The sequence below is a fragment of the Pseudomonas sp. NPDC087029 genome (assembly GCF_044745345.1).
GTDB lineage: Bacteria > Pseudomonadota > Gammaproteobacteria > Pseudomonadales > Pseudomonadaceae > Aquipseudomonas > Aquipseudomonas faucium.
Window position 1 is genome coordinate 102563 of the sequence record NZ_JBIVAB010000008.1, and the last position, 24473, is coordinate 127035.

Below are 24473 nucleotides of genomic sequence, written 5' to 3' on the forward strand. Positions count from 1 at the left end.
AAGCCGGCTCCCACAAGGTTCGGCAGGTTCCTGGTGGGAGCCGGCTTGCCGGCGATTGGGCCATTACTGGCACAGCGCAAATCCGGCAGATGGCATAAAATCCGCACATCCGCTGCAACCGAGCCAACCATGTCCACCCTTCTGCAACACGCCCAGATCGACTGGGACGACCAGGGCCGCCCCCATTCGCGGCAATACGACGACGTCTATTTCGCGGTCAACGAAGGCATCGAGGAAACCCAGCACGTGTTCCTCGGCCAGACCCGCCTGGCCGAGCGCTTTGCCAACCTGGCGCCGCACACCTGCGTGGTGATCGGCGAAACCGGTTTTGGCACCGGCATGAATTTCTTCTGCGCCTGGCAGCTGTTCGAGCAGCACGCGCACAGCGATGCGCGCCTGCACTTCGTCAGCGTCGAAAAATACCCCCTCGGCCACGCCGACATGGCCCGCGCCGTTCGCCTGTGGCCAGAGCTTGCCGCCTACACCGAGCCGCTGCTGGCGCAGTACGTGGCGGTGCACCCGGGCTTCCAGCAATTCGCCTTCGCCGAAGGCCGGGTCACCCTCACCCTGTTGATCGGCGATGTGCTGGAACAGCTGCCGCAACTCGATGCGCAGATCGACGTGTGGTTCCTCGACGGCTTCGCCCCCGCCAAGAACCCCGACATGTGGACACCGGAGCTGTTCGCGCAGCTGGCGCGGCTGTCGCACCCGGGCACTGTGCTGGGCACCTTCACCACCACCGGCTGGGTACGCCGCAGCCTGGTCGAGGCGGGCTTTGCCATGAAGAAGGTGCCGGGCATCGGCAAGAAGTGGGAGGTGATGAGCGGCGCCTACGTCGGCCCCCTCCCCGGCCCCGGCGCCCCCTGGTACGCGCGCCCTGCCCCATTGCCAGGCCCGCGCCAGGCACTGGTGATCGGCGCCGGGCTCGCCGGCAGCGCCACGGCCGCCAGCCTGGCCCGCCGTGGCTGGCAGGTCACCGTGCTGGAGCGCCACGCCGCCCCTGCCCAGGAAGCCTCGGGCAACCCGCAAGGGGTGCTGTACCTGAAGCTGTCGGCCCATGGCACGGCGCTGTCGCAGATGATCCTGTCCGGCTTCGGCTACACCCGCCGCCAGCTCGAACGCTTGCCCAAAGGCCAGGACTGGGACGCCTGCGGTGTGCTGCAACTGGCCTTCGACAGCAAGGAAGCCGAGCGCCAGGCCAAGCTCGCCGAGGCTTTCGACAGCGGCCTGCTGCGCACGCTGGAGCAGGCTGAAGCCGAGGCGATTGCCGGTGTGGCGCTGCCTGCAGGCGGGCTGTTCTATCCGCAGGGCGGCTGGGTGCATCCGCCGGCCTTGTGCCAGGCACAACTGCAGCACCCGAACATTCAGGTACGCCTCCATCAAGACGTGCTCGAGCTGCGCAAGGTCGACGGCCTCTGGCAAGCCTGGGAGGGCGAACAGCTGCTGGCCAGCGCGCCACTGGTGGTGCTCGCCGGTGCCGCCGATGTGCGGCGCTTCGAGCCGTGCGCGGCATTGCCGCTCAAGCGCATCCGCGGGCAGATCACCCGCTTGCCGGCCACTGCGGCAAGCCGCGCACTGCGCACCGTGGTCTGCGCCGAGGGCTATGTGGCGCCGCCACGGGGCGACGAACACACCCTGGGCGCCAGCTTCGACTTCCACAGCGACGACCTGACGCCGACCGTGGCCGAGCACCAGGGCAACCTGGCGATGCTCGACGAAATCTCCCTCGACCTGGCCGAGCGGCTGGGCACGGCGTCACTAGCACCCGAACAGCTCCAGGGGCGCGCGGCGTTTCGCTGCACCAGCCCGGACTACCTGCCGATCGTCGGCCCGCTCGCCGACGCCGGCGCCTTTGCCGAGGCCTATGCCGCGCTGGCCAAGGATGCACGGCAGGTGCCCGAGGTGCCGTGCCCGTGGCTGGAGGGTTTGTATGTGAACAGCGGGCATGGCTCGCGGGGGCTGATCACGGCGCCGTTGGCCGGCGAGCTGATCGCGGCGTGGGCCAGTGCCGAGCCGTTGCCGCTGCCCCGCGCGGTGGCCGAGGCGTGCCACCCGAACCGCTTTGCGCTGCGCAAGTTGATTCGCGGTAAGTGAACGGGGCTGCTTGGCAGCCCAATCGCCGGCAAGCCGGCTCCCACAGCGGTTCCATATGCCTGTGGAGACCCCTGTGGGAGCCGGCTTGCCGGCGATTGGGCGGCAGCGCGGCCCCTTCCATATAACAGATCGATCTAAAACTCTCGCAATTCACCCAGGTCAGTTCCTTACACGTGCCCTAATCCGGGGCACTGATTCCCCAACGGAAAAACCGGTAAGGACCTATGTGCGGATTAGCAGGAGAGTTGCGTTTCACCCCCATCGACCAAGCCCCTCGCCCGGCGGACCTCGCCGCGGTAGAGCGCATCACCCATCACCTGGCCCCTCGCGGCCCGGATGCCTGGGGCTTCCATAGCCAGGGCCCGATCGCGCTCGGCCATCGACGGCTGAAGATCATGGATTTGTCCGACGGCTCGGCGCAGCCGATGGTCGACAACCCCCTGGGCCTGGCCCTGGCCTTCAACGGCGCCATCTACAACTTCCCAGAGCTGCGCCAGGAGCTGCAGGAGCTGGGCTACAGCTTCTGCTCCGACGGTGACACCGAGGTGCTGCTCAAGGGCTACCACGCCTGGGGCGCGGCCTTGCTGCCCAAGCTCAACGGCATGTTCGCCCTGGCCATCTGGGAGCGCGACAACCAGCGCCTGTTCCTGGCCCGCGACCGCCTGGGCGTCAAACCCCTGTACCTGTCGCGCAACGGCGAGCGGCTGCGCTTTGCCTCGACCCTGCCGGCGTTGCTCAAGGGTGGCGACATCGACCCGATGATCGACCCGGTGGCGCTCAACCACTACCTCAACTTCCACGCCGTGGTGCCCGCGCCGCGCACCTTGCTGGCCAATGTGCAAAAGCTCGAGCCCGGTACCTGGATGCGCATCGACCGCCATGGTGAAGTCGAGCGCCAGACCTGGTGGCAGCTGCACTACGGCCCCCACCCGGACGAACGCGACCTCGACCTGGAAGGCTGGACCACCCGCGTGCTCGACGCCACCCGCGACGCCGTGGCGATCCGCCAGCGCGCCGCCGTGGACGTTGGCGTGCTGCTCTCCGGCGGTGTCGACTCGAGCCTGTTGGTCGGCCTGCTGCGCGAAGTCGGCGTGGATGACCTGTCGACGTTCTCGATCGGCTTCGAGGATGCCGGCGGCGAACGCGGCGACGAGTTCCAGTACTCCGACCTGATCGCCCGCCACTACGGCACCCGCCACCACAAGCTGCGCATCGCCGAAAGTGAAATCATCGACCAGCTGCCGGCTGCCTTCCGCGCCATGAGCGAACCGATGGTCAGCCACGACTGCATCGCCTTCTACCTGCTCTCGCGGGAAGTGGCCAAGCACTGCAAGGGCGTGCAAAGCGGCCAGGGCGCCGACGAGCTGTTCGCCGGCTACCACTGGTACCCGCAGGTGGACGGCGCCGAAGACGCCTTTGGCGCCTACCGCGCGGCCTTCTTCGACCGCAGCCACGACGAATACCGCGACACCGTGCAAGCGCCGTGGCTGCTGGAAACCGACGCCGCCGGCGATTTCGTCCGCGAGCATTTCGCCCGCCCCGGTGCGCCGGATGCCGTGGACAAGGCGCTGCGCCTGGACAGCACGGTGATGCTGGTCGACGACCCGGTCAAACGGGTCGACAACATGACCATGGCCTGGGGCCTGGAGGCGCGCACGCCGTTCCTCGACTATCGCCTGGTGGAGCTGTCGGCGCGCATTCCAGCCCGCTTCAAGCTGCCCGATGGCGGCAAGCAGGTGCTCAAGCAGGCCGCACGGCGGGTGATCCCCCACGAGGTGATCGACCGCAAGAAAGGCTACTTCCCGGTCCCCGGCCTCAAGCACTTGCAAGGCGCCACGCTGGACTGGGTGCGCGAGCTGCTGACCGACCCAAGCCAAGATCGCGGGCTGTTCAACCCGGCCATGCTCGACCGCCTGCTGAGCAACCCGCACGGCCAGCTCACCCCACTGCGCGGCTCCAAGCTGTGGCAGCTGGCGGCGCTGAACCTGTGGCTCAGCGAACAAGGAATCTGACCGATGAAAGCCCATGAAATCGCTTACGGCCAGCGCCTGCTGCGTGGCCAGGCGCCGTCCTACGAGCGCCTGCAGGCGCGCCTGGCCGGCGACGGCAGCGAGCCCCACGACCAGCCGCGTGCCCTGCACTGCGGCTGGGGCCGCCTGCTGATCGGGCACACCTACCCGGACCCGGCGAGCCTGGCCGAGGCGCTGCAGCAAGAGCAACCCGGCGAGCGCGACATTGCCCTGTACGTGGCGGCCCCCCAGCAACTGCTGGCCCAGGCGCCGCACCAGCTGTTTCTCGACCCCTCCGATACCCTGCGCCTGTGGTTCACCGACTACCGCCAGGCGCAGCGGGTGTTCCGCGGCTTTCGCATCCGCCGCGCGCAGGCCGAGGCCGACTGGCAGGCCATCAACGGCCTGTACCAGGCCCGCGGCATGCTGCCGGTGCAGCCCGAGCTGCTCACCCCACGCCACCTAGGCGGGCCGGTGTACTGGCTGGCCGAGGATGAAGACAGCGGTGCGGTGATCGGCAGCGTGATGGGCCTGAACCACAGCAAGGCATTCGACGACCCGGAACACGGCAGCAGCCTGTGGTGCCTGGCCGTGGACCCGCAGTGCACCCGCCCGGGCGTCGGCGAAGTGCTGGTGCGCCATTTGATCGAACACTTCATGAGCCGTGGCCTGGCCTACCTCGACCTGTCGGTGCTGCACGACAACCGCCAGGCCAAGCGCCTGTACAAGAAGCTCGGCTTTCGCGACCTGCCGACCTTCGCCGTCAAGCGCAAGAACGGCATCAACCAGCAACTGTTTCTCGGCCCGGGCCCTGAGGCCACGCTCAACCCCTATGCCCGCATCATCGTCGACGAAGCCTACCGGCGCGGCATCGAGGTGCAGGTCGACGACGCCGCCGGCGGCTTGTTCACCCTGAGCCTGGGCGGGCGCCGGGTGCGTTGCCGCGAATCGCTCAGCGACCTGACCAGCGCGGTCAGCATGACCCTCTGCCAGGACAAGCGCCTGACCCAGCAAACCCTGCATGCGGCCGGCCTGCAGGTGCCGATGCAGCAACTGGCCGGCAATGCCGACGACAACCTGGCCTTTCTCGACGAGCATGGCGCGGTGGTGGTCAAGCCGGTGGATGGCGAACAGGGCCAGGGCGTGGCGGTGAACCTCACGAGCTATGACGAAGTCAGCCAGGCCATCGACCAGGCCCGGCGCTTCGACAGCCGGGTGCTGCTGGAGAGCTTCCACCCAGGCCATGACCTGCGCATCGTGGTAATCGGCTACGAGGTGGTGGCCGCCGCCATCCGCCACCCGGCCCAGGTGGTGGGCGACGGCAAGCACAGCGTCAAGGCGCTGATCGACGCCCAGAGCCGCCGCCGCCAGGCCGCCACCGGCGGCGAAAGCCGCATCCCGCTGGACGACGAGACCGAGCGCACGCTGCGTGATGCTGGCTTCGACTACGCCAGCGTGCTCCCCGCCGGCCAGCGCCTGGCCGTGCGCCGCACCGCCAACCTGCATACCGGCGGCACCTTGGAAGACGTGACCGAACGCCTGCACCCGGTGCTGGCCGACGCCGCCGTGCGGGCGGCCCGGGCGCTGGAGATTCCGGTGGTGGGGCTGGACCTGATGGTGCGCGATGCCGAAAGCCCGGACTACGTGATCATCGAAGCCAATGAGCGGGCCGGGCTGGCCAACCACGAACCGCAACCTACCGCCGAACGCTTCGTCGACCTGCTGTTCCCCCATAGCCGGCCGTTGGCGTGATCTTCACTGGCCCTATCGCCGCCACAAAGGCCCCGCCCAACCCTGTGGGAGCCGGCTTGCCGGCGATAGGGCCAACGCTGAACCAAGGAGTACCCATGCCTGAACACCTCCCCGAACCCGACCTCGACTACCTCAAGCGCGTGCTCCTGGAGATGCTCGCGATCCCCAGCCCCACCGGCTTCACCGACACCATCGTGCGCTACGTGGCCGAACGCCTGGACGAACTCGGCATCCCCTTCGAGCTGACCCGGCGCGGCACCATCCGCGCCACCCTCAAGGGCCGGCAGAGCTCGCCCGACCGCGCCGTCTCGGCCCACCTCGACACCATCGGCGCCAGCGTGCGCCAGGTGCAGGACAACGGCCGGCTGGCCCTGGCGGCGGTGGGCTGCTGGTCGAGCCGCTTCGCCGAAGGCAGCCGGGTCAGCGTGTTCACCGACACCGGCGTGTACCGCGGCAGCGTGCTGCCGCTGATGGCCAGCGGGCACGCCTTCAACACCGCCATCGACCAGATGCCGATCAGCTGGGAACACGTGGAAGTGCGCCTGGATGCCTACTGCACCACCCGCGCCGACTGCGAGGCGCTGGGCATCGCCGTCGGCGATTTCGTCGCCTTCGACCCGTTGCCGGAGTTCACCGAAAGCGGCCATATCAGCGCCCGCCACCTGGACGACAAGGCCGGCGTGGCGGCCTTGCTGGCAGCGCTCAAGGCGGTGGTGGAAAGTGGCCGCCAGCCGCTGATCGACTGCCACCCGCTGTTCACCATCACCGAGGAAACCGGCTCTGGCGCTGCCGCCGCCCTGCCCTGGGACGTCAGCGAATTCGTCGGCATCGACATCGCCCCGGTGGCGCCCGGCCAGGCCTCCAGCGAACACGCGGTGAGCGTGGCGATGCAGGACTCCTCCGGCCCCTATGACTACCACCTGTCGCGCCACCTGCTGAAGCTCGCGGGCGACCAGGACCTGCCGGTACGCCGCGACGTGTTCCGCTACTACTTCAGCGACGCCCATTCGGCCGTGACCGCCGGCCACGACATCCGCACCGCGCTGGTGGCGTTCGGCTGCGACGCCACCCACGGCTACGAGCGCACCCACATCGACAGCCTGGCCGCGCTCAGCCGCCTGCTGTCGGGCTACCTGCTGAGCCCGCCGGTGTTCGCCAGCGATTCGAACCCGGCCAATGCCTCGCTCGAGCGCTTCAGCCACCAGCTCGAACACGATGCGCAGATGGAGAGCGACACCCGGGTGCCGGCCGTCGACAGCCTGGTGGGGAACAAGGGATGAGCAAGGGGTACCGGGTTTGGCGTAGCATTGGCCGATTCTTCCACGAAGCCGAACGCTGCCATGCTGATCCCTTATGACCAACTGCAAGCCGAAACCCTGACCCGCCTGATCGAGGATTTCGTCACCCGCGACGGCACCGACAATGGCGACGACACGCCGCTGGAAACCCGCGTGCTGCGGGTGCGCCAGGCGTTGGCCAAGGGCCAGGCGTTCATCCTCTTCGACCTGGAGAGCCAGCAGTGCCAGCTGCTGGCCAAGCATGATGTGCCGCGCGAGTTGCTCGACTGATCAGTGCCGGCCCTTTCGCTCCCACAGGCACCCCACTGCCCTCAAATGCAGCGGTGAACCTGTGGGAGCCGGCTTGCCGGCGATGGCGCCATCACTGACACACCTAGCCCGGCTTGCGCCCCTCCCCCGCCTTGATCCGCTTGTACACCTCGGCCCGATGCACCGACACGTCGCGCGGCGCACTGACGCCGAAGCGCACCATGCCATCGCGGGTTTCCACCACCTTGATCTGGATGTCGTCACCGATGGTGATGACCTCCCCCACTTCGCGCCCTATGACCAACATGCTGCACCCTCCGGCAACAGGAAAAACCGGAGATTGCATGGGTAAATTCCGCAACTCAACGCCTCCAGGGAAATCCAGAAGCGCCCTACGCGCGCGGGTAAAATTCCCTACAGACGCTTCCTGCAATCAGCGTGTTTGCGCCTTGGCGCGCATCTTCACGGCCATGTCCGCCATCTCGTCGTACAGCTTCTCCGGCGCCTGCCGCTTGAGCTGCCACGCCTGGCGCCCGGCCTCGTGGGGCAGGATCAGGAACTCGCCCGCCGCCACCTGCTGGTGAATGTAATCGGCGATATCCGCCGCGCTGATGGGCGAGCCTTCGAGCAGTTTGCCAACCTGGGCCTTCATCGCCGGGTTCGGGCCGCGGAACGAGTCGAGCAGGTTGGTCTGGAAGAACGACGGGCACACCACATGCACCGCCACTTCCACCTGGCGCAGCTCCACCAGCAGGCTTTCCGACAGCGCCAGCACGCCGGCCTTGGCCACGTTGTAGTTGCTCATGCCCGGCCCCTGCATCAACGCGGCCATGGACGCCACGTTGACGATGCGCCCTTTGCTGCGCTCGAGCAGCGCCAGGAAGGCCTTGCAGCCCTTGACCACGCCCATCAGGTTGACCGCGATCTGCCAGTCCCAGTCCTCCAGCGACAGCTCGGCGAAGAACCCGCCCGAGGCAACGCCGGCGTTGTTGACGATCACATCGATGCCGCCGAACTTCTCCTCGCAGGCCTGGGCCAGGGCCGTGAGCTGGCTGTAGTCGCGCACATCGCAGCGCTGCACGAAGCCCTCGCCGCCTGCTTGGCGCACAAGCTCCAGGGTGTCGCGCAGGCCAGGCTCGTTGACGTCGGCCAGCGCCAGGCGCCAGCCCTCGCGCGCCCAGCGCAGGGCGATCTCGCGGCCAAGGCCGGACCCGGCGCCGGTGATCATGATGCGGTTGTGCATGGTGGCAAGCCTTGTGCTGATGGGTTGTCAGGCCAGTCTAATCAAGGCGTTGGCGCGTGGCAGGGTCCATCAGGGTAGTGAATGGGCGAGCATGACCTGGCGGTCAGTGCCTTGCCGATGGAATCTTTCGCAAGCGGCACCGGTCCGAATTACAAGAGGCCAGTTGTACGAGGCCCTGCCCCCCCACCACGCAAGGACTTCGCCCATGACCACGATCCTCATCATCATCCTGATCCTGCTGCTGATCGGCGGCTTGCCGGTCTTCCCCCACTCGCGCAGCTGGGGCTACGGCCCATCCGGCATCGTCGGCGTGGTGCTGGTGGTGCTGTTGGTCCTGTTGTTGCTCGGCCGCATATGACCGAGGGCAGGCCTGGGCTGGCTCACCGCTGGCCAGCCCAGGTCAGCCCATCGGCTTGGCCGGCTTTTGCCGCAAGTTGGTCTGATAGCGCCGCACGCGTACCTCAAGGCAGATGACCGCATTGATCAACTCGCGCAACTTGCAGGCCACTTCGGCGTTCACCTGCGACACCTCTTGGCAAACGGCTTCGAGCCCCTCGCAGGCATCCATCACCTCCTGCGCACGAATCATCCTGACCGCCCCCTTGATCCGGTGCGCCATGGCCGCCAGGCCCACCAGGTCACGCCGGGCCAGGTACTGACGCAAGCGGCGCAGGTCATCGCGGTTGACCCGCAACAGTTCCTGCAGCAGCGTGCCCAGCACGCGCCGGTCCCCTCCTGTCAGCCGCCTCAACTCATCAAGGTCGAAACCCAGGCCCTCGGCCCGTGCCGCCACGTTGCGCTGCGGCGGGCGCCTCAGCTTGGCCAAAGGCGGTGGCTTGAAGCAGCACACGTCCATGCCTGCCCCCAGACAGCATTGTTCACTCAAATCACGCCGTTGCGGCGCGCGAAGTCGGCCAGGTCGATCAGCGAGGCCACCTTGAGCTTCTCGATCAGGCGGGCCTTGTAGGTGCTGATGGTCTTGTTGCTCAGCAGCATGGCCTCGCCGATCGCCTTGTTGCTCATGCCCTTGGCCAATTGCTGCAGGATCACCAGTTCGCGGTCGCTCAAGCGGGCGATGCTTTGCGCCTCGTCGTCCTCGAGCTCGCGGCGGTTGACCGTGCTCAGCGCCACCGCCGGGAAGAAGGTGTAGCCCGAAAGCACCGCCACCACGGCCTTGCTCAGGGCAACCAGGTCGTCGGTCTTGGAGACGAAGCCCGAGGCGCCGGCCTTCATGCAGCGCAGCGAATAGTTCTCGGCCGGCTGCGAGGTCAGCACCAGCAGCTTGCAAGGCCGCTCCAGCCCCTTGATCCGGCTGATCACCTCCAGGCCGTCCAGGCCTGGGATGAGCAGGTCGAGAATGACGATGTCGGGGCTGCATTCGCGGGCCAGGCGCACGGCATCGACGCCATTGTCAGCCTGGCCGACCACCTCATGCTGGTCCTGGCGCAGTTGCATGCACACGCTGGCGCGTATGAAGGGGTGATCATCGACGACCAGGACCTTGGACATGGGCACCCCTCAGCCGCCGATCGCCAGTTCACGCCGGCGATCGCCCTCGATCAGCTCGAACTGGTAGGCCCAGCCGGCCTGGCGCGGGAACACCCGGTCGCGGCCCGGCAGCAGGTGGTGCTTGGTGGTGGTGTCGCAGCGCTGGCCATCGTTGCTGCAATGGCGAACGTGGTCGAGGATCACCGTGCTGTTGCCGCTGTTGCGCACGGAGAACTGCGCCGGCTGCTCGTCGATCGGGGTGTCGAAACGCATCTGGTTGGGCCGCACGAACAACAGCGTGCCATAGCCGGCCAGCAGGTTGACGCCGGCCTTGAGCCCTTCGCGGTACTCCTCGGCCTGCGCCTCGGAGAGGTTGAAGCCGTCCTGGGTTTCCGGGAGCACGGGCACGAAGCGCAGGCGGAAGTAGCGCTCGGCCTGCCGGTCGCCGCGGTACAGCAGGCGTACCGCCTGCATACCCTTGGCCGGCACGATCAGCCGTGCCGGGCTCGCCACCACGCCACGCTCGGCCAGGGGCAGGCTCTCCTGGTCGATTTCCCGCGGGTTGCCCTCGCGGTCGTAGACCAGCTCGGCAACGCTGACCTTGACGAAGGCAGTGGTATCGCCACCATTGCGCACGCGCTTGAGCAGGGTGCTCTTGCCTGCGCCGAGGTAGTCATACAGCGCACCCACATTGATTTCGGGCGCGGCCAGGGTAATCGAGGGCAACCACAGCAGAACAGCGATCATGCAACGGGCATTCATTTCAAGCCTCCAGCGAGAACGAGTGATGTCATATTGATATTATCGAGTGAATTCGCCCGAGTGTCCCTTGCGCACCAGTAGGAAAAGTCGCCCACGCGAGTAGGACGGATCCCAAACTGCCCCTCACATCTCGGCATCGAACACCACCGTCACATCACCGCGGTACGTACTGCCCGGGTGCTCGAGCATCTCTTGCACATGCTCGCGCTCCACCTCGAAGTTCAGCTGCCCGGCACGGTTGAACACGGTCGCCACCGCCTCGAACGACAGCGCCGAGCCACGTCCGGTGGGCAGGTCGAGCTTGCGTACGTCATTGCCGGCGTGGCGCACGCCATTGGGCATGCTCACCCCCACCTTGACCGGCACCTCGTGGTTGGCCGCATTGCGGATCCCGCAGCGCTCGCCCACCGGGTACTGGCACATCTTGTAGGCGGTGAACGGCCCGCTCGACCAGATCTGGAACAACAGATCGCGCGACAAGCGCTGCGGCGGCTGCCCACGCGACAGCCAGCCTGACCAGCCGCCAGGCGGCTCGAGCACCGCACGTTCCGAGCCAGGGGGGAAGTCGATGACGAAGGCATGCTGCACGTCCAGCTCGAAGTTCAGGGTCATGCTGTTGGTGTTGAGGCTTTCGACGTTGTTGCCGAAATCGAAGTCCATGCCCGCACCGACCGTATAGGTTTCGCTGCCCAGGTACAGGCCAGGCTTCATGGCCAGGGGCGAAGGCATGCTCAGGCGGTAGGCCACTGCCAGATCGCTCACGTAGGTGCGCACGGTTTCGCCGTAAGCAGCATCGGTGGCGTGCGAGGTACAGGGCTGGGGTTGTTGCGGGGTGCGCACATCCCACAGGTACATGGTCCAACCCACATTGGTCCAGTAGGTGACCTTGTAGGTACAGCCACCTTGGGGGTAGCGCGTGAATACCGGGTTCTTCTCGCTCGCCTCGTACACCCTCTGGCTGACGGACAGGATCTCGAAGGTCATCGGATACGAGTCGCCTGTCTGCGGGTTGGTCACCAGGATCGTGCGCCGGCCCGGCAACTTGACGTAGTACTGGTCACGCAGGTCCGGCGCATGGGCGATCGAAGTTTTCATATAGGAGACCGGCAGGCCGACCGTCTGCACACCCATGCAGTGGGTTGGCCACTGGCCACAAAAGCCTGCCTGGCGCGTGGTGTTCTCGAACCGGCCACTGGCTTCGCCGCGGTACTTGGCGGTGAAGGTGACCTGCGCCGCGTCGGCTGGCAGCAGCGCCGACAGGCCGAGCAAGGCCAGGAGCCAGCGCGCCAGGCGCGGGCGTGGTACAGGTACAGCGGGCATCGGCAGGTTCCTTGTGTGTGCGATGGCGTGCGGGGCCTGGCCCGGCACTGGCCGGGCGCCAACGGTAAGCAGCCTCATCAGCTCTCCCCTCCCTCGCCGTTGGCCGCCGTGCTGGCCCAACCTTTGGGCACGCAGCGCAAGTCGCCGGCCAGCAGTACGTCGTCTTCGCGCTGCAGGCCCGCCGGGTCGAGTTTGAGCAGGCAGGCAGCGGCGCCGGCGCTGCGGATCTCCAGGGTCGGGGTGGATTCGCTCATTTCCACGGTGAAGTGCCCGTCCACCTCGCTGACCCCGCGGCTGGCGTGGTTCATCACCAGCGCACCGCGCATGGGTTGCCCCTGGGCATCGAGCAGGCGCCCCAGCACGGTGACCGTGCGCATCACGTGCAGTTGGCGATACTCCACGCCGCCGCGGTTGAGGTGGTAGTCGACGCTCGAGGGCTGGATCACCGCCGCCGTGCTCTCGCCTTCTTCGAAGTCGAACTGCACATGGCCCGATTTGAACGCGGTGACCGGGATGATGTTGCGCCCTGGATGCAGTCGTGCGCTGCTTCCCAAGTGGTCATCGGCACGCAGGCGCAGGTCGGGCAAGTCGGTGTCGACGTCGACGATCAGGCCGGCTTCGTGGGGCAGGTACTGGCCGCTCATGGCCACCTTGCCAGCGCCGACCGCCACCATGCTTTCCAGGTTCAGCCCGCCACTGACCTCGCCGTTGTAGGACGACTGCTGGACATAGGCATCCCCATGCAGCAACGGGTTCTCGAAGTTGGCATGGCCCGCCAGGCCTGCGCCGTAGCGGTCCAGCGTGGTGGTGGCGGTGAGCGTTCGCAGCGCGCCGAGCTCGACGTCCTGCTGGTACGACACCGAGGCATTCTGGTCGCGGCCACCATCGCGCGAGGTGCGGCTGCCGACGCTCGCCGAAATGCGCTTGCCCGGCTCGCCCAGGCTCATGCTCAGGCTCAGGTTGACGCCGCGGCTGCGTTGCTCGTCGGTGGCACGGGTACCCGGCCGGTCGAACAGCGACAAGCGCCAGGTGGCATCGGAGCCGCCGAGCTTGCCGAAGTACGACCAGCCCACGTCATAGCTCATGCCGCTGGACTCGCCACTGCTGCGCGCCACCCGCACGGTCGCGGTGTGGCGTGAGTCCAGGCGCTGGTTCAGCGACAGCGAGGTCTGGCTGTTCTGCTGGCGGATCGGGCCGCCATCGAGGTCGCGCGCCGCTTCGATCCACGAGCGGTTGTGGCTGAGCACCAGCGACCCCAGGTCGTGGCTGAAGATGCCCTGCAGGTCGTATCCGGTGCCGTAGCCCTGGGTCTCGAAGACGTTGGCGTACAGCGTGGTGCGGTCGCGCGGGGTCCAGTCCAGCGAGGTGCCGTATTGCAGGCGATCGTCGATGCGCTGGGCCGAAAGCCCCAGCACGGCGCGCGGGTGCAGCAGGTAGTTGGCCATGAGGCCGGCGCTGAGGCTGTCCTGGTAATCGTCCTGCCAATTGTTCAGCAGGCTGTCCTGGCGCCCGAGGTAGGCGTTGTAGCGCCAGCGTGAATCGGTGGCGCTCCAGTTGGACGGTTTGTAGATGAATTCCTGGGTGCGTGAACTGACCTGGCCATCTTCGACCAGGCGCACCTCGACCTCGTAGATGCCGCCGGGCAGCACCCGCGTGTCCAGGGTCTGCAGGCCGGGTTGTACCGGCTGGCTGTTGATCAGCACGCCATTGCGGTAGATCTCCACCACGCCCGGGCGGTCCGGGGTGACGTAGATGGGGGTGGCGCTGGGGCTGGCGATGTCGATGGCAAGGCTGTCGCTGCTGCCGAACATCACGCCCAAGGTGGTATCCGGGCTGCTGCCGAATGAACGCGGCTGGCGCGCCAGGCCTTGAGCGGCCGGGGTGAAGTAGCCCAGGCGGTAGAAGTGGTCCTCGTGCAGCCGTTCGCTGTACAGCTGGTCGAGGCGGTAGCGGGTGCCCTGTTCGCTGTCGCTGCCGCGGTCGAGCTGGCCATCGGCGACGCCGGTCCAGTTGCCGAGGCTGGTCTGGCCTTGCAAGGCATAGCGGCCGCTGGTCTCGCGGCCATCGCCAACCAGGTTGAGCTGGTTGCGCAGCAGCAGGCCATGGCTGCCCTGTTCAGGCAGGCGGTGATAGCGGGCGGCAACGTCCTTGGCTTCGGCCTGGTCGGTGAGCACCGACAACTGCGAGTTGACCAGGCTGTAGTGCAAGGCACGCAAGCCATCGACGCAGTCGCTTTGGCAATCGCCCAACGGCCGGCCGTCAGCCAGCCGCTCCTGCCAGCGACGGCGCAGGCTTTCAGGCTCGGTGCTGTCCAGGGTTTCGGTGAATTCGAGCAGTTGCACGCGCTGGTCGCGCGACAGCACCACCATCGCGTCGCCCAGGTAGCGGCCATCGAGGTCGACCCGGACCGCCAGCGGCACCTCGAAAAAGTGCCCTTCGAATTCGCGCGGCAGGCCCTCGGCCTGAACCAGGCCGGGGACCACCGAGCGGGGTGCATCTGCCCACGCAGGCAAGGCAGCGGACAACGCGCCTACGCCAAACAAACCGCGCAGCGCAGCGATGAATGAGTTCTTGGTCATTTTCTTATTTGGCAGGCAGGCCCCACCTTCACCGCCGAGGCAAACCCCGGGGTGAAGGACGGGTAACACAACGAATGAAAGGTTGAGCCGTCGCAGGCCTTACGGCGCGGCGGTTTCGAACATCATGCTGACAAGGCCTTGGTAGCTGCCCGGTACATAGCCGGTGGAAGGTGCCGCTTGAGCGGCGATCTCGAAGCCAACCAGCGCGCCCGGTGCAGCCTGGGCTTGCGAGATCACTTCGGTGGGGGTAGTGGACAGGGTGGTGTCGGCCACTTTCACATCCAGGCCGATGCTGTTGACGCCACTGGTGATGGCTGCAGGCGACAGCAGGTAGGCCGAGATCGGGCCGATGGTGCTCTTGACCTGCAGCTGCTTGCTGACCGGTTGCAGTTCGCTGCGGAACGAGTTCCAGGCGAGTTCCTGCGGGTCGTTCATCCAGTTGCCGCCCACCGGCTCAACGTAGAAGCTGTCGGTCGGTACCTGGGCAGTGACTTGAACCTGCTTTTCGATGGGGTCAGCGGCATGGGCGGCGGCGGCGGTGAACAATGCCAGGGGAAGGGCCATGAAAAGACGTTTCACGAATAGATCTCCTTGAAAGGGGGTGTTGGTGCAACTGCGTTATTGCAGTTGGCAAGGCGAATTATTCGTGGTTGCCCAGGTGCGTTGAGTAAGACCGTTCCCAGCGAATGTAAGAAATTTCCCAAGCGATGCAAAATGCCACCACCCAGAAACGACAACGCCCCGGCAAGCCGGGGCGTGGTTCAGGTGCAGCCAGGTATCAGTGCGAAACCGCGCCACTGGCCCCAAGGCCGGTTTGCGAGCGGACGAACTGCGGGTAGAACAGCGCACGCTCGTCGTCGGCCGCCTTGGACTTGTCGGTGACCGAGAAGAACCAGATGCTGACGAAGGCGATGGCCATCGAGAACAGCGCCGGGTACTCGTAGGGGTAGATGGGCTTCTCGTGGCCGAGGATCTGCACCCAGATGGTCGGGCCGAGGATCATCAGCGTCACTGCACTGATCAGGCCCAGCCAGCCGCCGATCATGGCGCCGCGGGTGGTCAGTTTCTTCCAGTACATCGAAAGCAGCAGCACCGGGAAGTTGCAGCTGGCGGCGATGGAGAACGCCAGGCCCACCATGAAGGCGATGTTCTGCTTCTCGAACAGGATGCCCAGGCCGATCGCCAGCACGCCCAGGGCGACGGTGGTGATCTTCGACACGCGGATCTCGTCCTTGTCGTTGGCCTTGCCCTTGCGCCATACGCTGGCGTACAGGTCATGGGACACCGCCGAGGCACCGGCCAGGGTCAGGCCGGCCACCACCGCCAGGATGGTGGCGAAGGCCACCGCCGAGATGAAGCCGAGGAAGATGCTGCCACCCACGGCATCGGCCAGGTGCACCGCCGCCATGTTGTTGCCGCCCAGCAGGGCGCCGGCGGCGTCCTTGAAGTCCGGGTTGGTGCTGACCAGCAGGATCGCGCCGAAGCCGATGATGAAGGTCAGGATGTAGAAGTAGCCGATGAAGCCGGTGGCGTAGAGCACGCTCTTGCGCGCTTCCTTGGCGTCACTGACGGTGAAGAAGCGCATCAGGATGTGCGGTAGGCCAGCGGTACCGAACATCAGCGCCAGGCCCAGGGAGAAGGCCGAGATCGGGTCCTTGACCAGGCCGCCCGGGCTCATGATCGCCTCGCCCTTGGCGTGCACCTTGATTGCCTCGGAGAACAGCGTGTTGAAGTCGAAGCCCACGTGCTTCATCACCATCAGCGCCATGAAGCTGGCACCGGAGAGCAGCAGCACCGCCTTGATGATCTGCACCCAGGTGGTGGCCAGCATGCCGCCGAACAGTACGTACAGGCACATCAGGATGCCCACCAGGATCACCGCCACGTGGTAGTCCAGGCCGAACAGCAGCTCGATCAGCTTGCCGGCGCCGACCATCTGCGCGATCAGGTAGAAGGCCACCACCACCAGCGAGCCGGAGGCCGACAGGGTGCGGATTTCCTTTTGCCCGAGGCGGTACGAGGCCACGTCGGCAAAGGTGTACTTGCCCAGGTTGCGCAGGCGTTCGGCGATCAGGAAGAGGATGATCGGCCAGCCGACCAGAAAGCCGATCGAGTAGATCAGGCCGTCGTAGCCGGAGGTGAACACCAGCGCGGAAATACCCAGGAACGAGGCCGCCGACATGTAGTCGCCGGCAATTGCCAGGCCGTTCTGGAAACCGGTGATCTTGCCGCCGGCGGCGTAGTAGTCGGCGGCCGACTTGTTGCGCTTGGAGGCCCAGTAGGTGATGCCCAGGGTGAAGGCGACGAAGGCCACGAACATGGCGATCGCGGAGATGTTCAGCGGCTGTTTCTGCACCTCGCCGCTGATGGCATCGGCGGCCCACACGGCGGGTGCGAAAGCGCCGCAGGCCAGGACGGCCAGGGCTTTGGCGTGGCGAATCATTGTTGCGCCTCCTTCAGGATGGCCTTGTTCAGCTCATCGAATTCACCGTTGGCGCGGCGCACGTAGATGGCGGTCAGGACGAATGCCGAAACGATCAGGCCGACGCCCAGGGGAATGCCCCAGGTAATCGACGACTCGGGGCTGAGCTTGGCGCCCAGCAGATGAGGACCGTAGGCGATCAGGAGGATGAAGGCGCAGTAGAGGCCGAGCATGATCGCCGAGAGGACCCAGGCGAACCGTTCGCGTTTGCTGACCAGCTCCTTGAAACGGGGGCTGTTTTGTATCGAGAGGTAAATGCTGTCGTTCATTGTTTTTGTCCTAGCAGCACAGGTAGGGGATGGAACCCACACCGTCACTTTATGCTGCCGTTGAACGCCAACCAGACGACCTTAGTCTTAGATGCAACACTGTTTTACAGGATCAGTAACAAAGTAGCGGACAGTTTGGCCTTATCGCCGGCAAGCCGGCGCCCCCAATGTGGGAGCCGGCTTGCCGGCAATAAGGCCACACTGGCCCTCGAATCAATTACTTGCCCGTCCACTCCTTGACCCGGTCCGGGTGCTTGGCCACCCAGTCCTTGGCCGCCTGCTCAGGCTTGGCGCCATCCTGGATCGCCAGCATCACTTCGCCGATCTCATCCTTGGACTGCCACTGGAACTTCTTCAGGAACGCGGCAACTTCCGGCGCATCCTTGTCCAACTTTTTGCTGCCGATGTTGTTGACGGTTTCCGCCGCGCCATAAACCCCTTTAGGGTCATCCAGGAACTTCAACTTCCACTTGGCGAACATCCAGTGCGGCACCCAGCCGGTCACGGCAATCGACTGCTGCTTGGGGTAAGCGCGCCCAAGTTCGGCGGTCATGCCGGCGCCGGAGCTGGCCTGCAGTTTGTAGCCGGTGAGGTCGTAGTCCTTGATCGCCTGCTCGGTCTTGATCATCACGCCGGAGCCTGCGTCGATGCCGACGATCTTCTGCTTGAAGCTGTCGTCGGTCTTGAGGTCGGCGATGCTGGTGGCCTTGACGTACTCGGGGACGATCAGGCCGATCTTGGCGTCCTTGAAGTTGGGGCCGTAGTCGACCACCTTGTCCTTGTTCTTGGCCCAGTACTCGCCGTGGGTGACCGGCAACCACGCCGACAGCATGGCATCGAGCTTGCCGGTGGCCACGCCCTGCCACATGATCCCTGCGGCCACCGCCTGCAGCTTCACGTCATAGCCGAGCTTCTGCTTGATCACTTCGGCAGCCACGTTGGTGGTCGCCACGCTGTCGGCCCAACCATCCACGTAACCGATGCTTACCTCTTTGGCCATTGCCTGCGCAGTGCTCATGGCCAATACCAGGGCAGTACCCACCCCCAGGAAACGTCGCACTTTCTTCGTAGTCATCAAACCATCCCCTCGTCAGGTCTTGGAGATTGCATCATGTGCCTGCAACTTCGCTCGACCTGCTCCAGCTGCGACCTGTACCCAACCCATTGCGACAGCACTGTGCCATTAGCGGCACCCCGCCATTGGGTTCTGCGCGATCCTTGCATGCCAAAGGTTTGGCGCCGGGCTACTATCTACCGTTTTGCGCCTGACGATGGACCGCCCGATGCCAAACCCTGCCCGCCTGCTGTTGCCGCTCTACCTGCTCGCCTGCCTGCTCGCCCTGCTCGGGCTCGGGGCGCTCTGGTACGGGCTGGGCAAGCCCGTGCAGCTGCCCGACGCCGCCAGCCCAACGCACAAGCTGCAGTGCGCCTCGTACACCCCGTTCGACAAGGACCAGTCGCCCTACGACCAGCCCTTCCGCCTGCGCCCGGCACGCATGGACGCCGACCTTGCGCTGCTGGCCGAGCGATTCCAGTGCATCCGCACCTATTCGATGACCGGCCTTGAGGCAATCCCGGCGCTGGCGCGCAAGCACGGCCTGAAGGTGATGCTCGGCGCCTGGGTGAATGCCAACCCGGTCGATACCGACAAGGAAGTGCAGTTGCTGATCGACGCGGCCAATGCCAACCCGGACGTGGTCAGCGCGGTGATCGTCGGCAACGAGGCGCTGCTGCGCAAGGAAGTTACCGGCGAGCGCCTGGCCGCGCTGATCGGCCAGGTCAAGCGCCAGGTCCAGGTGCCGGTGACCTATGCCGATGTCTGGGAGTTCTGGCTGCAGCACCCACAGGTGGCGCCGGCGGTGGACTTCCTGACCATCCACCTGCTGCCCTACTGGGAAGACGACCCGCGCGGCATCGATGACGCCCTGGCGCATGTGGCCGAAGTGCACCAGGTGTTCGCCAACCGCTTCGCGCCCAAGGACATCTTCATCGGTGAAACCGGCTGGCCCAGCGAAGGCCGCCAGCGCGAAACCGCCATCCCCAGCCGGGCCAACGAAGCGCGTTTCGTGCGCGGCTTCGTCGCCATGGCCGAGGCCAACGGCTGGCACTACAACCTGATCGAAGCCTTCGACCAGCCCTGGAAGCGCGCCAATGAAGGGGCCGTGGGCGGCTACTGGGGGCTGTTCGATGCCGACCGGCAAGACAAGGGCGTGCTCGAAGGGCCGGTGAGCAACCTGCACTACTGGCCGCAGTGGTTGCTGGCCAGCGCGGCGCTGATGGCGGCCATGCTGGTGTTCGCCGGGCGCCCCGCCACGGCTGCAGGTGCCCTGCTGCTACCGCTGCTGGCGGCGTTTGGCGCAGCTTGCCTGGGGTTGTGGGGCGAGCTGATGCGCACCCATGCCCGCTTTGCCGGGGAATGGCTGTGGGCGGTGTCGCTGGCCGGGCTCAACCTGCTGGTGCTGGCCCACGCGGTGCTGGCCCTGGCGCGCCGTGCCGGCTGGCGCGAGCGGCTGTTCGCCGGCTTGCAGGCGCGTGCCGGGTGGCTGTTGCTGGCGGCAGGTTTTGCCGCGGCGGTGAGCATGCTGGCGATGGTGTTCGACCCGCGCTATCGCAGCTTCCCCAGCGCGGCGCTGGCCTTGCCGGCCGTGGTGTACCTGCTGCGGCCGGTGCCGGCGGCGCGCGCCGAGGTGGCATTGCTGGCGTTTATCGTGGGGGCTGGGGTGATGCCGCAGCTTTATCGGGAAGGCTTGGAGAATCAGCAGGCCTGGGGCTGGGCGCTGGTCAGTGTGCTGATGACTGCCGCCTTGTGGCGCAGCCTGCGATTGCGCAAGGCCTAGGCACCGCAGGCGAGGACTGCGTCCTCGATCGCCGGCAAGCCGGCTCCTACCCCTCTCAATGTGGGAGCCGGCTTGCCGGCGAATGGGCTGCAAAGCAGCCCCTCTCAGCCACGCCGCGGTTGCCGAACCAGGCGCAACCCCGCCAGCACCACCGCAAATACCGCAATGCTCGCGGTATACAAGACCAATGCCGGCACGCCGAACACCAGCCCCAGCACCGCCAACCACCAGCCGGCCCGGCCCGCCACCAGCTGCGCCAGCAAGGCCAGGCCCAACCCGGCCCAGGCCAGCACCTGGAAATGAATCCCCAGCCCCAGCAGCGCGCGCACCTGGCACTGCCAGTACTCCCCAGGCGCGCTACACAGCCCGACCCACTGGCCATCTTCCATCAAGCCATAGCGCACGCCATAACTGGCAGCGAGCCAAAGCGCCAGAAACAGCAGCAGCACAGCGGCCGGCAGCGAACGAGACATCCAGTTCTCCCAATGCGGTGAGCAAAAACAAACATGATCGCCCAAGCCCTGCACTAAGGCAAAATCATGGCCTTGCAGCTATGTTGCAGATAACCCGCACACCAAAGGCCAGCGCACTTGGCAACTTTGATGGCACACCGGTGGTCCTAGCCTGCGTATTGCACGACCTTGTTCCTTCTGGGGGATTACATGCTTCGATCTTGGCGCCTTGCCGCCCTTCTTGGCGGCCTGCTCATGGCTGCAGCCGCATCGGCGCGTGATATCGACGCCGCAAGCTACGGTTTCCCCTTGACCAACCCGTTCGAGGCGACCATCGCCACCACGCCGCCCGACCAGCGGCCGACGCTGCCCAGCGACGATGAAATCGACCAGTCCGACTACAGCCTCAACCTGCGCCCGGAGCGCGAATTCACCCTGCCCGACAACTTCTGGTCGGTGAAGAAGCTCAAGTACCGCCTGGCCCGCCAGGACCACGAGGCGCCGCTGATCTTCCTCATCGCCGGCACCGGCGCACCCTACTCCAGCAGCATCAACGAATACCTCAAGAAGCTGTTCTACCAGGCCGGTTTCCACGTGGTGCAGCTGTCGTCACCGACCAGCTGGGACTTCATGAGCGCCGCCTCGCGCTTCGCCACCCCCGGCATCAGCCAGGACGACGCCGAAGACATGTACCGGGTGATGCAGGCCGTGCGCGCCCAGCACCCGCGCCTGCCGATCAGCGAGTTCTACCTCACCGGCTACAGCCTCGGGGCGCTGGATGCGGCGTTCGTCAGCCGCCTGGACGAAACCCGGCGCAGCTTCAACTTCAAGCGCGTGCTGCTGCTCAACCCGCCGGTCAACCTGTACACCTCGATCAACAACCTCGACAAGCTGGTGCAGACCCAGGTCAAGGGCATCGACCGCAGCACCACCTTCTACGAGCTGATGCTCAACAAGCTCACCCGCTACTTCCAGGACAAGGGCTACATCGACCTCAACGACGCCCTGCTGTACGACTTCCAGCAGTCGCGCCAGCACCTGTCCAACGAGCAGATGGCGATGCTCATCGGCACCTCGTTCCGCTTCTCGGCGGCCGATATCGCCTTCACCTCCGACCTGATCAACCGCCGTGGCCTGATCATTCCGCCGAAGTTTCCGATCACCGAAGGCAGCAGCCTGACGCCGTTCTTCAAACGCGCCCTGCAGTGCGACTTCGACTGCTACCTGACCGAGCAGGTGATCCCGATGTGGCGCGCGCGCACCGACGGCAACAGCATCCTGCAGCTGGTCAACCAGGTGAGCCTGTACGCGCTGGAGGACTACCTGCGCGACAGCCCGAAGATCGCCGTGATGCACAACGCCGACGACGTCATCCTCGGCCCCGGCGATATCGGTTTCCTGCGCAAGGTGTTCGGCGATCGCCTGACCCTCTACCCCCATGGCGGCCATTGCGGCAACCTCAACTATCGCGTCAACAGCGACGCCATGCTGGAGTTCTTCCGTGGTTAACAAATGCCTCCTCGCCGCTGCCCTGCTGGTTGCCGGCAACGCCCTGGCCGCCGAAACCGCACCCCGCGCCAGCGTGATCGAAGCCGACCCGCAAGTGACCGCGCAGCCCCTGGCACCGGAGCCCGACGGCTTCATCGACCCACTGCGCGAACTGAAATTCAACCCAGGGCTGGACCAGCGCGAATTCGAGCGCTCGACCCTGGAAGCGCTGAACGTGTACGACCCGCTGGAGTCGATGAACCGGCGCATCTACCACTTCAACTACCGCCTCGACCAATGGGTGCTGCTGCCGCTGGTAAGCGGCTACCAGTACGTGACGCCAAGCTTCGTGCGCACTGGGGTGAGCAACTTCTTCAACAACCTGGGCGATGTGCCCAACCTGTTCAACAGCGTGCTGCAGCTCAAGGCCAAGCGCTCGGCGGAAATCACCGCGCGGTTGATGTTCAACACCATCATCGGCGTGGGCGGTTTGTGGGACCCGGCGACCAAGATGGGCCTGCCGCGCCAGAGCGAAGACTTCGGCCAGACCCTGGGCTTCTATGGTGTGCCGGAAGGGCCGTACATCATGCTGCCGGTGCTGGGGCCTTCGAACCTGCGCGACACCACCGGGGTGATGGTGGACTATGCCGGGGAACAGGCGATCAACTACCTGGGCGTGGCCGAAGCCAGTACCGACCACCCGGAGATCTTCCTGCTGCGGGCGGTGGACAAGCGCTATACCACCAAATTCCGCTATGGCCAGCTCAACTCACCGTTCGAGTACGAGAAGGTGCGGTATGTGTATACCCAGGCGCGCAAGTTGCAGATAGCCGAGTGATGTGCCGGCTTCGCCTGTAGGAGCGGCCTTGTGTCGCGAAAGGGTCGCGAAGCGGCCCCAGTTTCAATGCTGCTGCAAGGATTGCTGGGGCCGCTTCGCGCCCCTTTCGCGACACAAGGCCGCTCCTACAGCAGGCATCACAGCGCGGCTCAAATCCCCAGAAACTGCTCCAGCTCCCGGCGCTTGGCCAACGCATCGCGCCGCCCCAGCTCGATCAGCTCGCTGCAGTAGCTGGCCTCGAACAGCAGGTAGCTCAACACCCCCGCCCCACTGGTGCGCGTCGCCCCCGGCCCACGCAGGAACAGGCGCAACGCCGCCGGCAACTCACGCCGGTGGCGCGCCGCGATCTCGTCCAGCGGCTGGCTGGGCGCCACCACCAGCACCTCGATCGGCGCCAGGCCCAGGCGCCGGGCATCCAGGTGCGCGGGCAACAAGTGGCTGAGGTGATTGAGCCGCTGCAGCAGCTCGATGTCGTCTTCCAGGCTGTCGATGAAGGTGCTGTTGAGCATATGCCCGCCAATCTGCGCCAGGCTCGGTTGCTGGCCGCTGAACACGCGCTGGGATGGCGAGGGCGGCGCCGGCCGCTGCGGGTTGCCGCTGACCCCGACCACCAGCACGCGGCTGGCCCCCAGGTGCAGCGCCGGGCTGATCGGCGCCGACTGGCGCACCGCGCCGTCCCCGTAGTACTCATCGCCCAGGCGCACCGGCGCGAACAGCAGCGGAATCGCCGCGCTGGCCAGCAGGTGGTCGATGCTCAGCGGCGTGGGCACGCCGATACGCCGATGGCGCAACCAGGGGTCGATGGTGCCGCGGCCCTGGTAGAAGGTCACCGCCTGCCCGGATTCGTAGCCGAACGCGGTCACCGCCACCGCGCGCAGGTGCTCGGCGGCCAGGGCATGGCCGATGCCATCCAGGTCCAGGCGTGATTCCAGCAGCTGGCGCAGCGGGCTGCTGTCGAGCAAGGCGACCGGTGCGTGGCCGCCCAGGCCCAGCAGGCTGTGGCCGACGAAGCGGCTGGCCTGGCGGATCACCCCTGGCCAGTCGCTGCGCAGCACCAGGTGGCTGCGAAAGGCCTGCCAGAACTGGGTGAGCGCCTGCACCGACTCGCTGAAACGCGTGGCCCCGCTGGCCAGGGCCACGGCGTTGATGGCGCCGGCCGAGGTGCCGACGATGACCGGGAACGGGTTGGCCGCGCCAGGAGGCAGCAGGTCGGCGATGCCGGCCAGTACGCCGACCTGATAGGCGGCTCGGGCGCCGCCGCCGGAGAGGATCAGGCCGGTGGTTGGGGTCATCGATTCCTTCCTGGATTCAAG

Annotated in this window: 22 protein-coding genes; 9 read left to right on the forward strand and 13 right to left on the reverse strand. The window is 66.2% G+C overall.

Features of this window, described 5'->3' with window-relative positions:
• Positions 1 to 129 precede the first annotated feature (129 nt).
• The 5 genes from mnmC (at position 130) to ACIPG5_RS15140 (ending at position 7423) form a co-directional block, all read left to right on the forward strand.
• Complete coding sequence (mnmC, locus tag ACIPG5_RS15120; protein WP_401376040.1) at positions 130 to 2094, forward strand: bifunctional tRNA (5-methylaminomethyl-2-thiouridine)(34)-methyltransferase MnmD/FAD-dependent 5-carboxymethylaminomethyl-2-thiouridine(34) oxidoreductase MnmC; 1965 nt, start codon at positions 130 to 132, stop codon at positions 2092 to 2094.
• Between the two features lie 224 nt (positions 2095 to 2318).
• Positions 2319 to 4106, forward strand: coding sequence for an N-acetylglutaminylglutamine amidotransferase (locus ACIPG5_RS15125; protein ID WP_176517233.1), 1788 nt, complete (start codon positions 2319 to 2321; stop codon positions 4104 to 4106).
• A 3-nt stretch (positions 4107 to 4109) separates the two neighbouring features.
• The gene (gene ngg, locus ACIPG5_RS15130; protein ID WP_401376042.1) at positions 4110 to 5855 is read left to right on the forward strand and encodes an N-acetylglutaminylglutamine synthetase; all 1746 of its coding nucleotides are present in this window, start codon (positions 4110 to 4112) and stop codon (positions 5853 to 5855) included.
• 95 nt (positions 5856 to 5950) lie between these two features.
• On the forward strand, positions 5951 to 7135 hold the full coding sequence (locus ACIPG5_RS15135) for an osmoprotectant NAGGN system M42 family peptidase (RefSeq protein WP_176517231.1): 1185 nt from the start codon (positions 5951 to 5953) through the stop codon (positions 7133 to 7135).
• A gap of 60 nt (positions 7136 to 7195) precedes the next feature.
• Complete coding sequence (locus ACIPG5_RS15140) at positions 7196 to 7423, forward strand: YheU family protein (RefSeq protein ID WP_003252629.1); 228 nt, start codon at positions 7196 to 7198, stop codon at positions 7421 to 7423.
• Positions 7424 to 7526: 103 nt separating this feature from the next.
• On the opposite strand, the gene csrA is transcribed toward ACIPG5_RS15140, so the two are convergent.
• A complete protein-coding gene (gene csrA / locus ACIPG5_RS15145; protein WP_236237447.1) occupies positions 7527 to 7709 on the reverse strand; it encodes a carbon storage regulator CsrA in 183 nt (60 codons plus the stop codon).
• 126 nt (positions 7710 to 7835) lie between these two features.
• Positions 7836 to 8645, reverse strand: coding sequence for an SDR family oxidoreductase (locus tag ACIPG5_RS15150; RefSeq protein ID WP_286914252.1), 810 nt, complete (start codon positions 8643 to 8645; stop codon positions 7836 to 7838).
• A 205-nt stretch (positions 8646 to 8850) separates the two neighbouring features.
• Here ACIPG5_RS15150 and ACIPG5_RS15155 point away from each other — a divergent pair, with 205 nt between their 5' ends.
• Positions 8851 to 9003, forward strand: coding sequence for a DUF3309 family protein (locus ACIPG5_RS15155; protein WP_009682861.1), 153 nt, complete (start codon positions 8851 to 8853; stop codon positions 9001 to 9003).
• A 42-nt stretch (positions 9004 to 9045) separates the two neighbouring features.
• Here the strand turns inward: ACIPG5_RS15155 and ACIPG5_RS15160 are convergent, their stop codons facing one another.
• The 9 genes from ACIPG5_RS15160 to ACIPG5_RS15200 all read right to left on the reverse strand — a co-directional run bounded on the left by ACIPG5_RS15160 (position 9046) and on the right by ACIPG5_RS15200 (position 18623).
• Positions 9046 to 9501, reverse strand: coding sequence for an Hpt domain-containing protein (locus ACIPG5_RS15160; protein WP_401376048.1), 456 nt, complete (start codon positions 9499 to 9501; stop codon positions 9046 to 9048).
• Positions 9502 to 9527: 26 nt separating this feature from the next.
• Entirely contained in the window at positions 9528 to 10154 is a 627-nt protein-coding gene (locus ACIPG5_RS15165) for a response regulator transcription factor (RefSeq protein ID WP_176517227.1), read from the reverse strand.
• Between the two features lie 9 nt (positions 10155 to 10163).
• Entirely contained in the window at positions 10164 to 10895 is a 732-nt protein-coding gene (locus ACIPG5_RS15170) for a molecular chaperone (RefSeq protein ID WP_176517226.1), read from the reverse strand.
• Between the two features lie 123 nt (positions 10896 to 11018).
• Complete coding sequence (locus ACIPG5_RS15175; protein ID WP_401376051.1) at positions 11019 to 12215, reverse strand: hypothetical protein; 1197 nt, start codon at positions 12213 to 12215, stop codon at positions 11019 to 11021.
• 77 nt (positions 12216 to 12292) lie between these two features.
• Positions 12293 to 14794, reverse strand: coding sequence for a TcfC E-set like domain-containing protein (locus ACIPG5_RS15180; RefSeq protein WP_176517224.1), 2502 nt, complete (start codon positions 14792 to 14794; stop codon positions 12293 to 12295).
• 99 nt (positions 14795 to 14893) lie between these two features.
• On the reverse strand, positions 14894 to 15373 hold the full coding sequence (locus ACIPG5_RS15185; protein ID WP_176517223.1) for a CS1 type fimbrial major subunit: 480 nt from the start codon (positions 15371 to 15373) through the stop codon (positions 14894 to 14896).
• Positions 15374 to 15572: 199 nt separating this feature from the next.
• Entirely contained in the window at positions 15573 to 17237 is a 1665-nt protein-coding gene (locus tag ACIPG5_RS15190) for a cation acetate symporter (RefSeq protein WP_176517222.1), read from the reverse strand.
• On the reverse strand, positions 17234 to 17545 hold the full coding sequence (locus ACIPG5_RS15195) for a DUF485 domain-containing protein (RefSeq protein WP_176517221.1): 312 nt from the start codon (positions 17543 to 17545) through the stop codon (positions 17234 to 17236). The genes ACIPG5_RS15190 and ACIPG5_RS15195 overlap by 4 nt, the downstream gene beginning before the upstream one ends.
• Before the next feature lie 217 nt (positions 17546 to 17762).
• Positions 17763 to 18623, reverse strand: a complete 861-nt coding sequence (locus tag ACIPG5_RS15200; RefSeq protein WP_401376056.1) for a glycine betaine ABC transporter substrate-binding protein — start codon at positions 18621 to 18623, stop codon at positions 17763 to 17765.
• A gap of 193 nt (positions 18624 to 18816) precedes the next feature.
• On the opposite strand from ACIPG5_RS15200, the gene ACIPG5_RS15205 reads away from it, so the two are divergent.
• The gene (locus tag ACIPG5_RS15205) at positions 18817 to 20382 is read left to right on the forward strand and encodes a glycosyl hydrolase family 17 protein (protein WP_401376059.1); all 1566 of its coding nucleotides are present in this window, start codon (positions 18817 to 18819) and stop codon (positions 20380 to 20382) included.
• A gap of 104 nt (positions 20383 to 20486) precedes the next feature.
• Here the strand turns inward: ACIPG5_RS15205 and ACIPG5_RS15210 are convergent, their stop codons facing one another.
• On the reverse strand, positions 20487 to 20855 hold the full coding sequence (locus ACIPG5_RS15210) for a hypothetical protein (protein ID WP_176517218.1): 369 nt from the start codon (positions 20853 to 20855) through the stop codon (positions 20487 to 20489).
• A gap of 189 nt (positions 20856 to 21044) precedes the next feature.
• Here ACIPG5_RS15210 and ACIPG5_RS15215 point away from each other — a divergent pair, with 189 nt between their 5' ends.
• Together ACIPG5_RS15215 and ACIPG5_RS15220 are read left to right on the forward strand one after the other, a co-directional pair.
• On the forward strand, positions 21045 to 22343 hold the full coding sequence (locus ACIPG5_RS15215) for a serine/threonine protein kinase (protein ID WP_176517217.1): 1299 nt from the start codon (positions 21045 to 21047) through the stop codon (positions 22341 to 22343).
• The gene (locus ACIPG5_RS15220; RefSeq protein WP_401376062.1) at positions 22336 to 23160 is read left to right on the forward strand and encodes a VacJ family lipoprotein; all 825 of its coding nucleotides are present in this window, start codon (positions 22336 to 22338) and stop codon (positions 23158 to 23160) included. The genes ACIPG5_RS15215 and ACIPG5_RS15220 overlap by 8 nt, the downstream gene beginning before the upstream one ends.
• A 149-nt stretch (positions 23161 to 23309) precedes the next feature.
• Here ACIPG5_RS15220 and ACIPG5_RS15225 read toward each other — a convergent pair whose 3' ends face one another.
• Positions 23310 to 24452, reverse strand: coding sequence for a patatin-like phospholipase family protein (locus ACIPG5_RS15225; RefSeq protein ID WP_401376064.1), 1143 nt, complete (start codon positions 24450 to 24452; stop codon positions 23310 to 23312).
• Positions 24453 to 24473 lie beyond the last annotated feature (21 nt).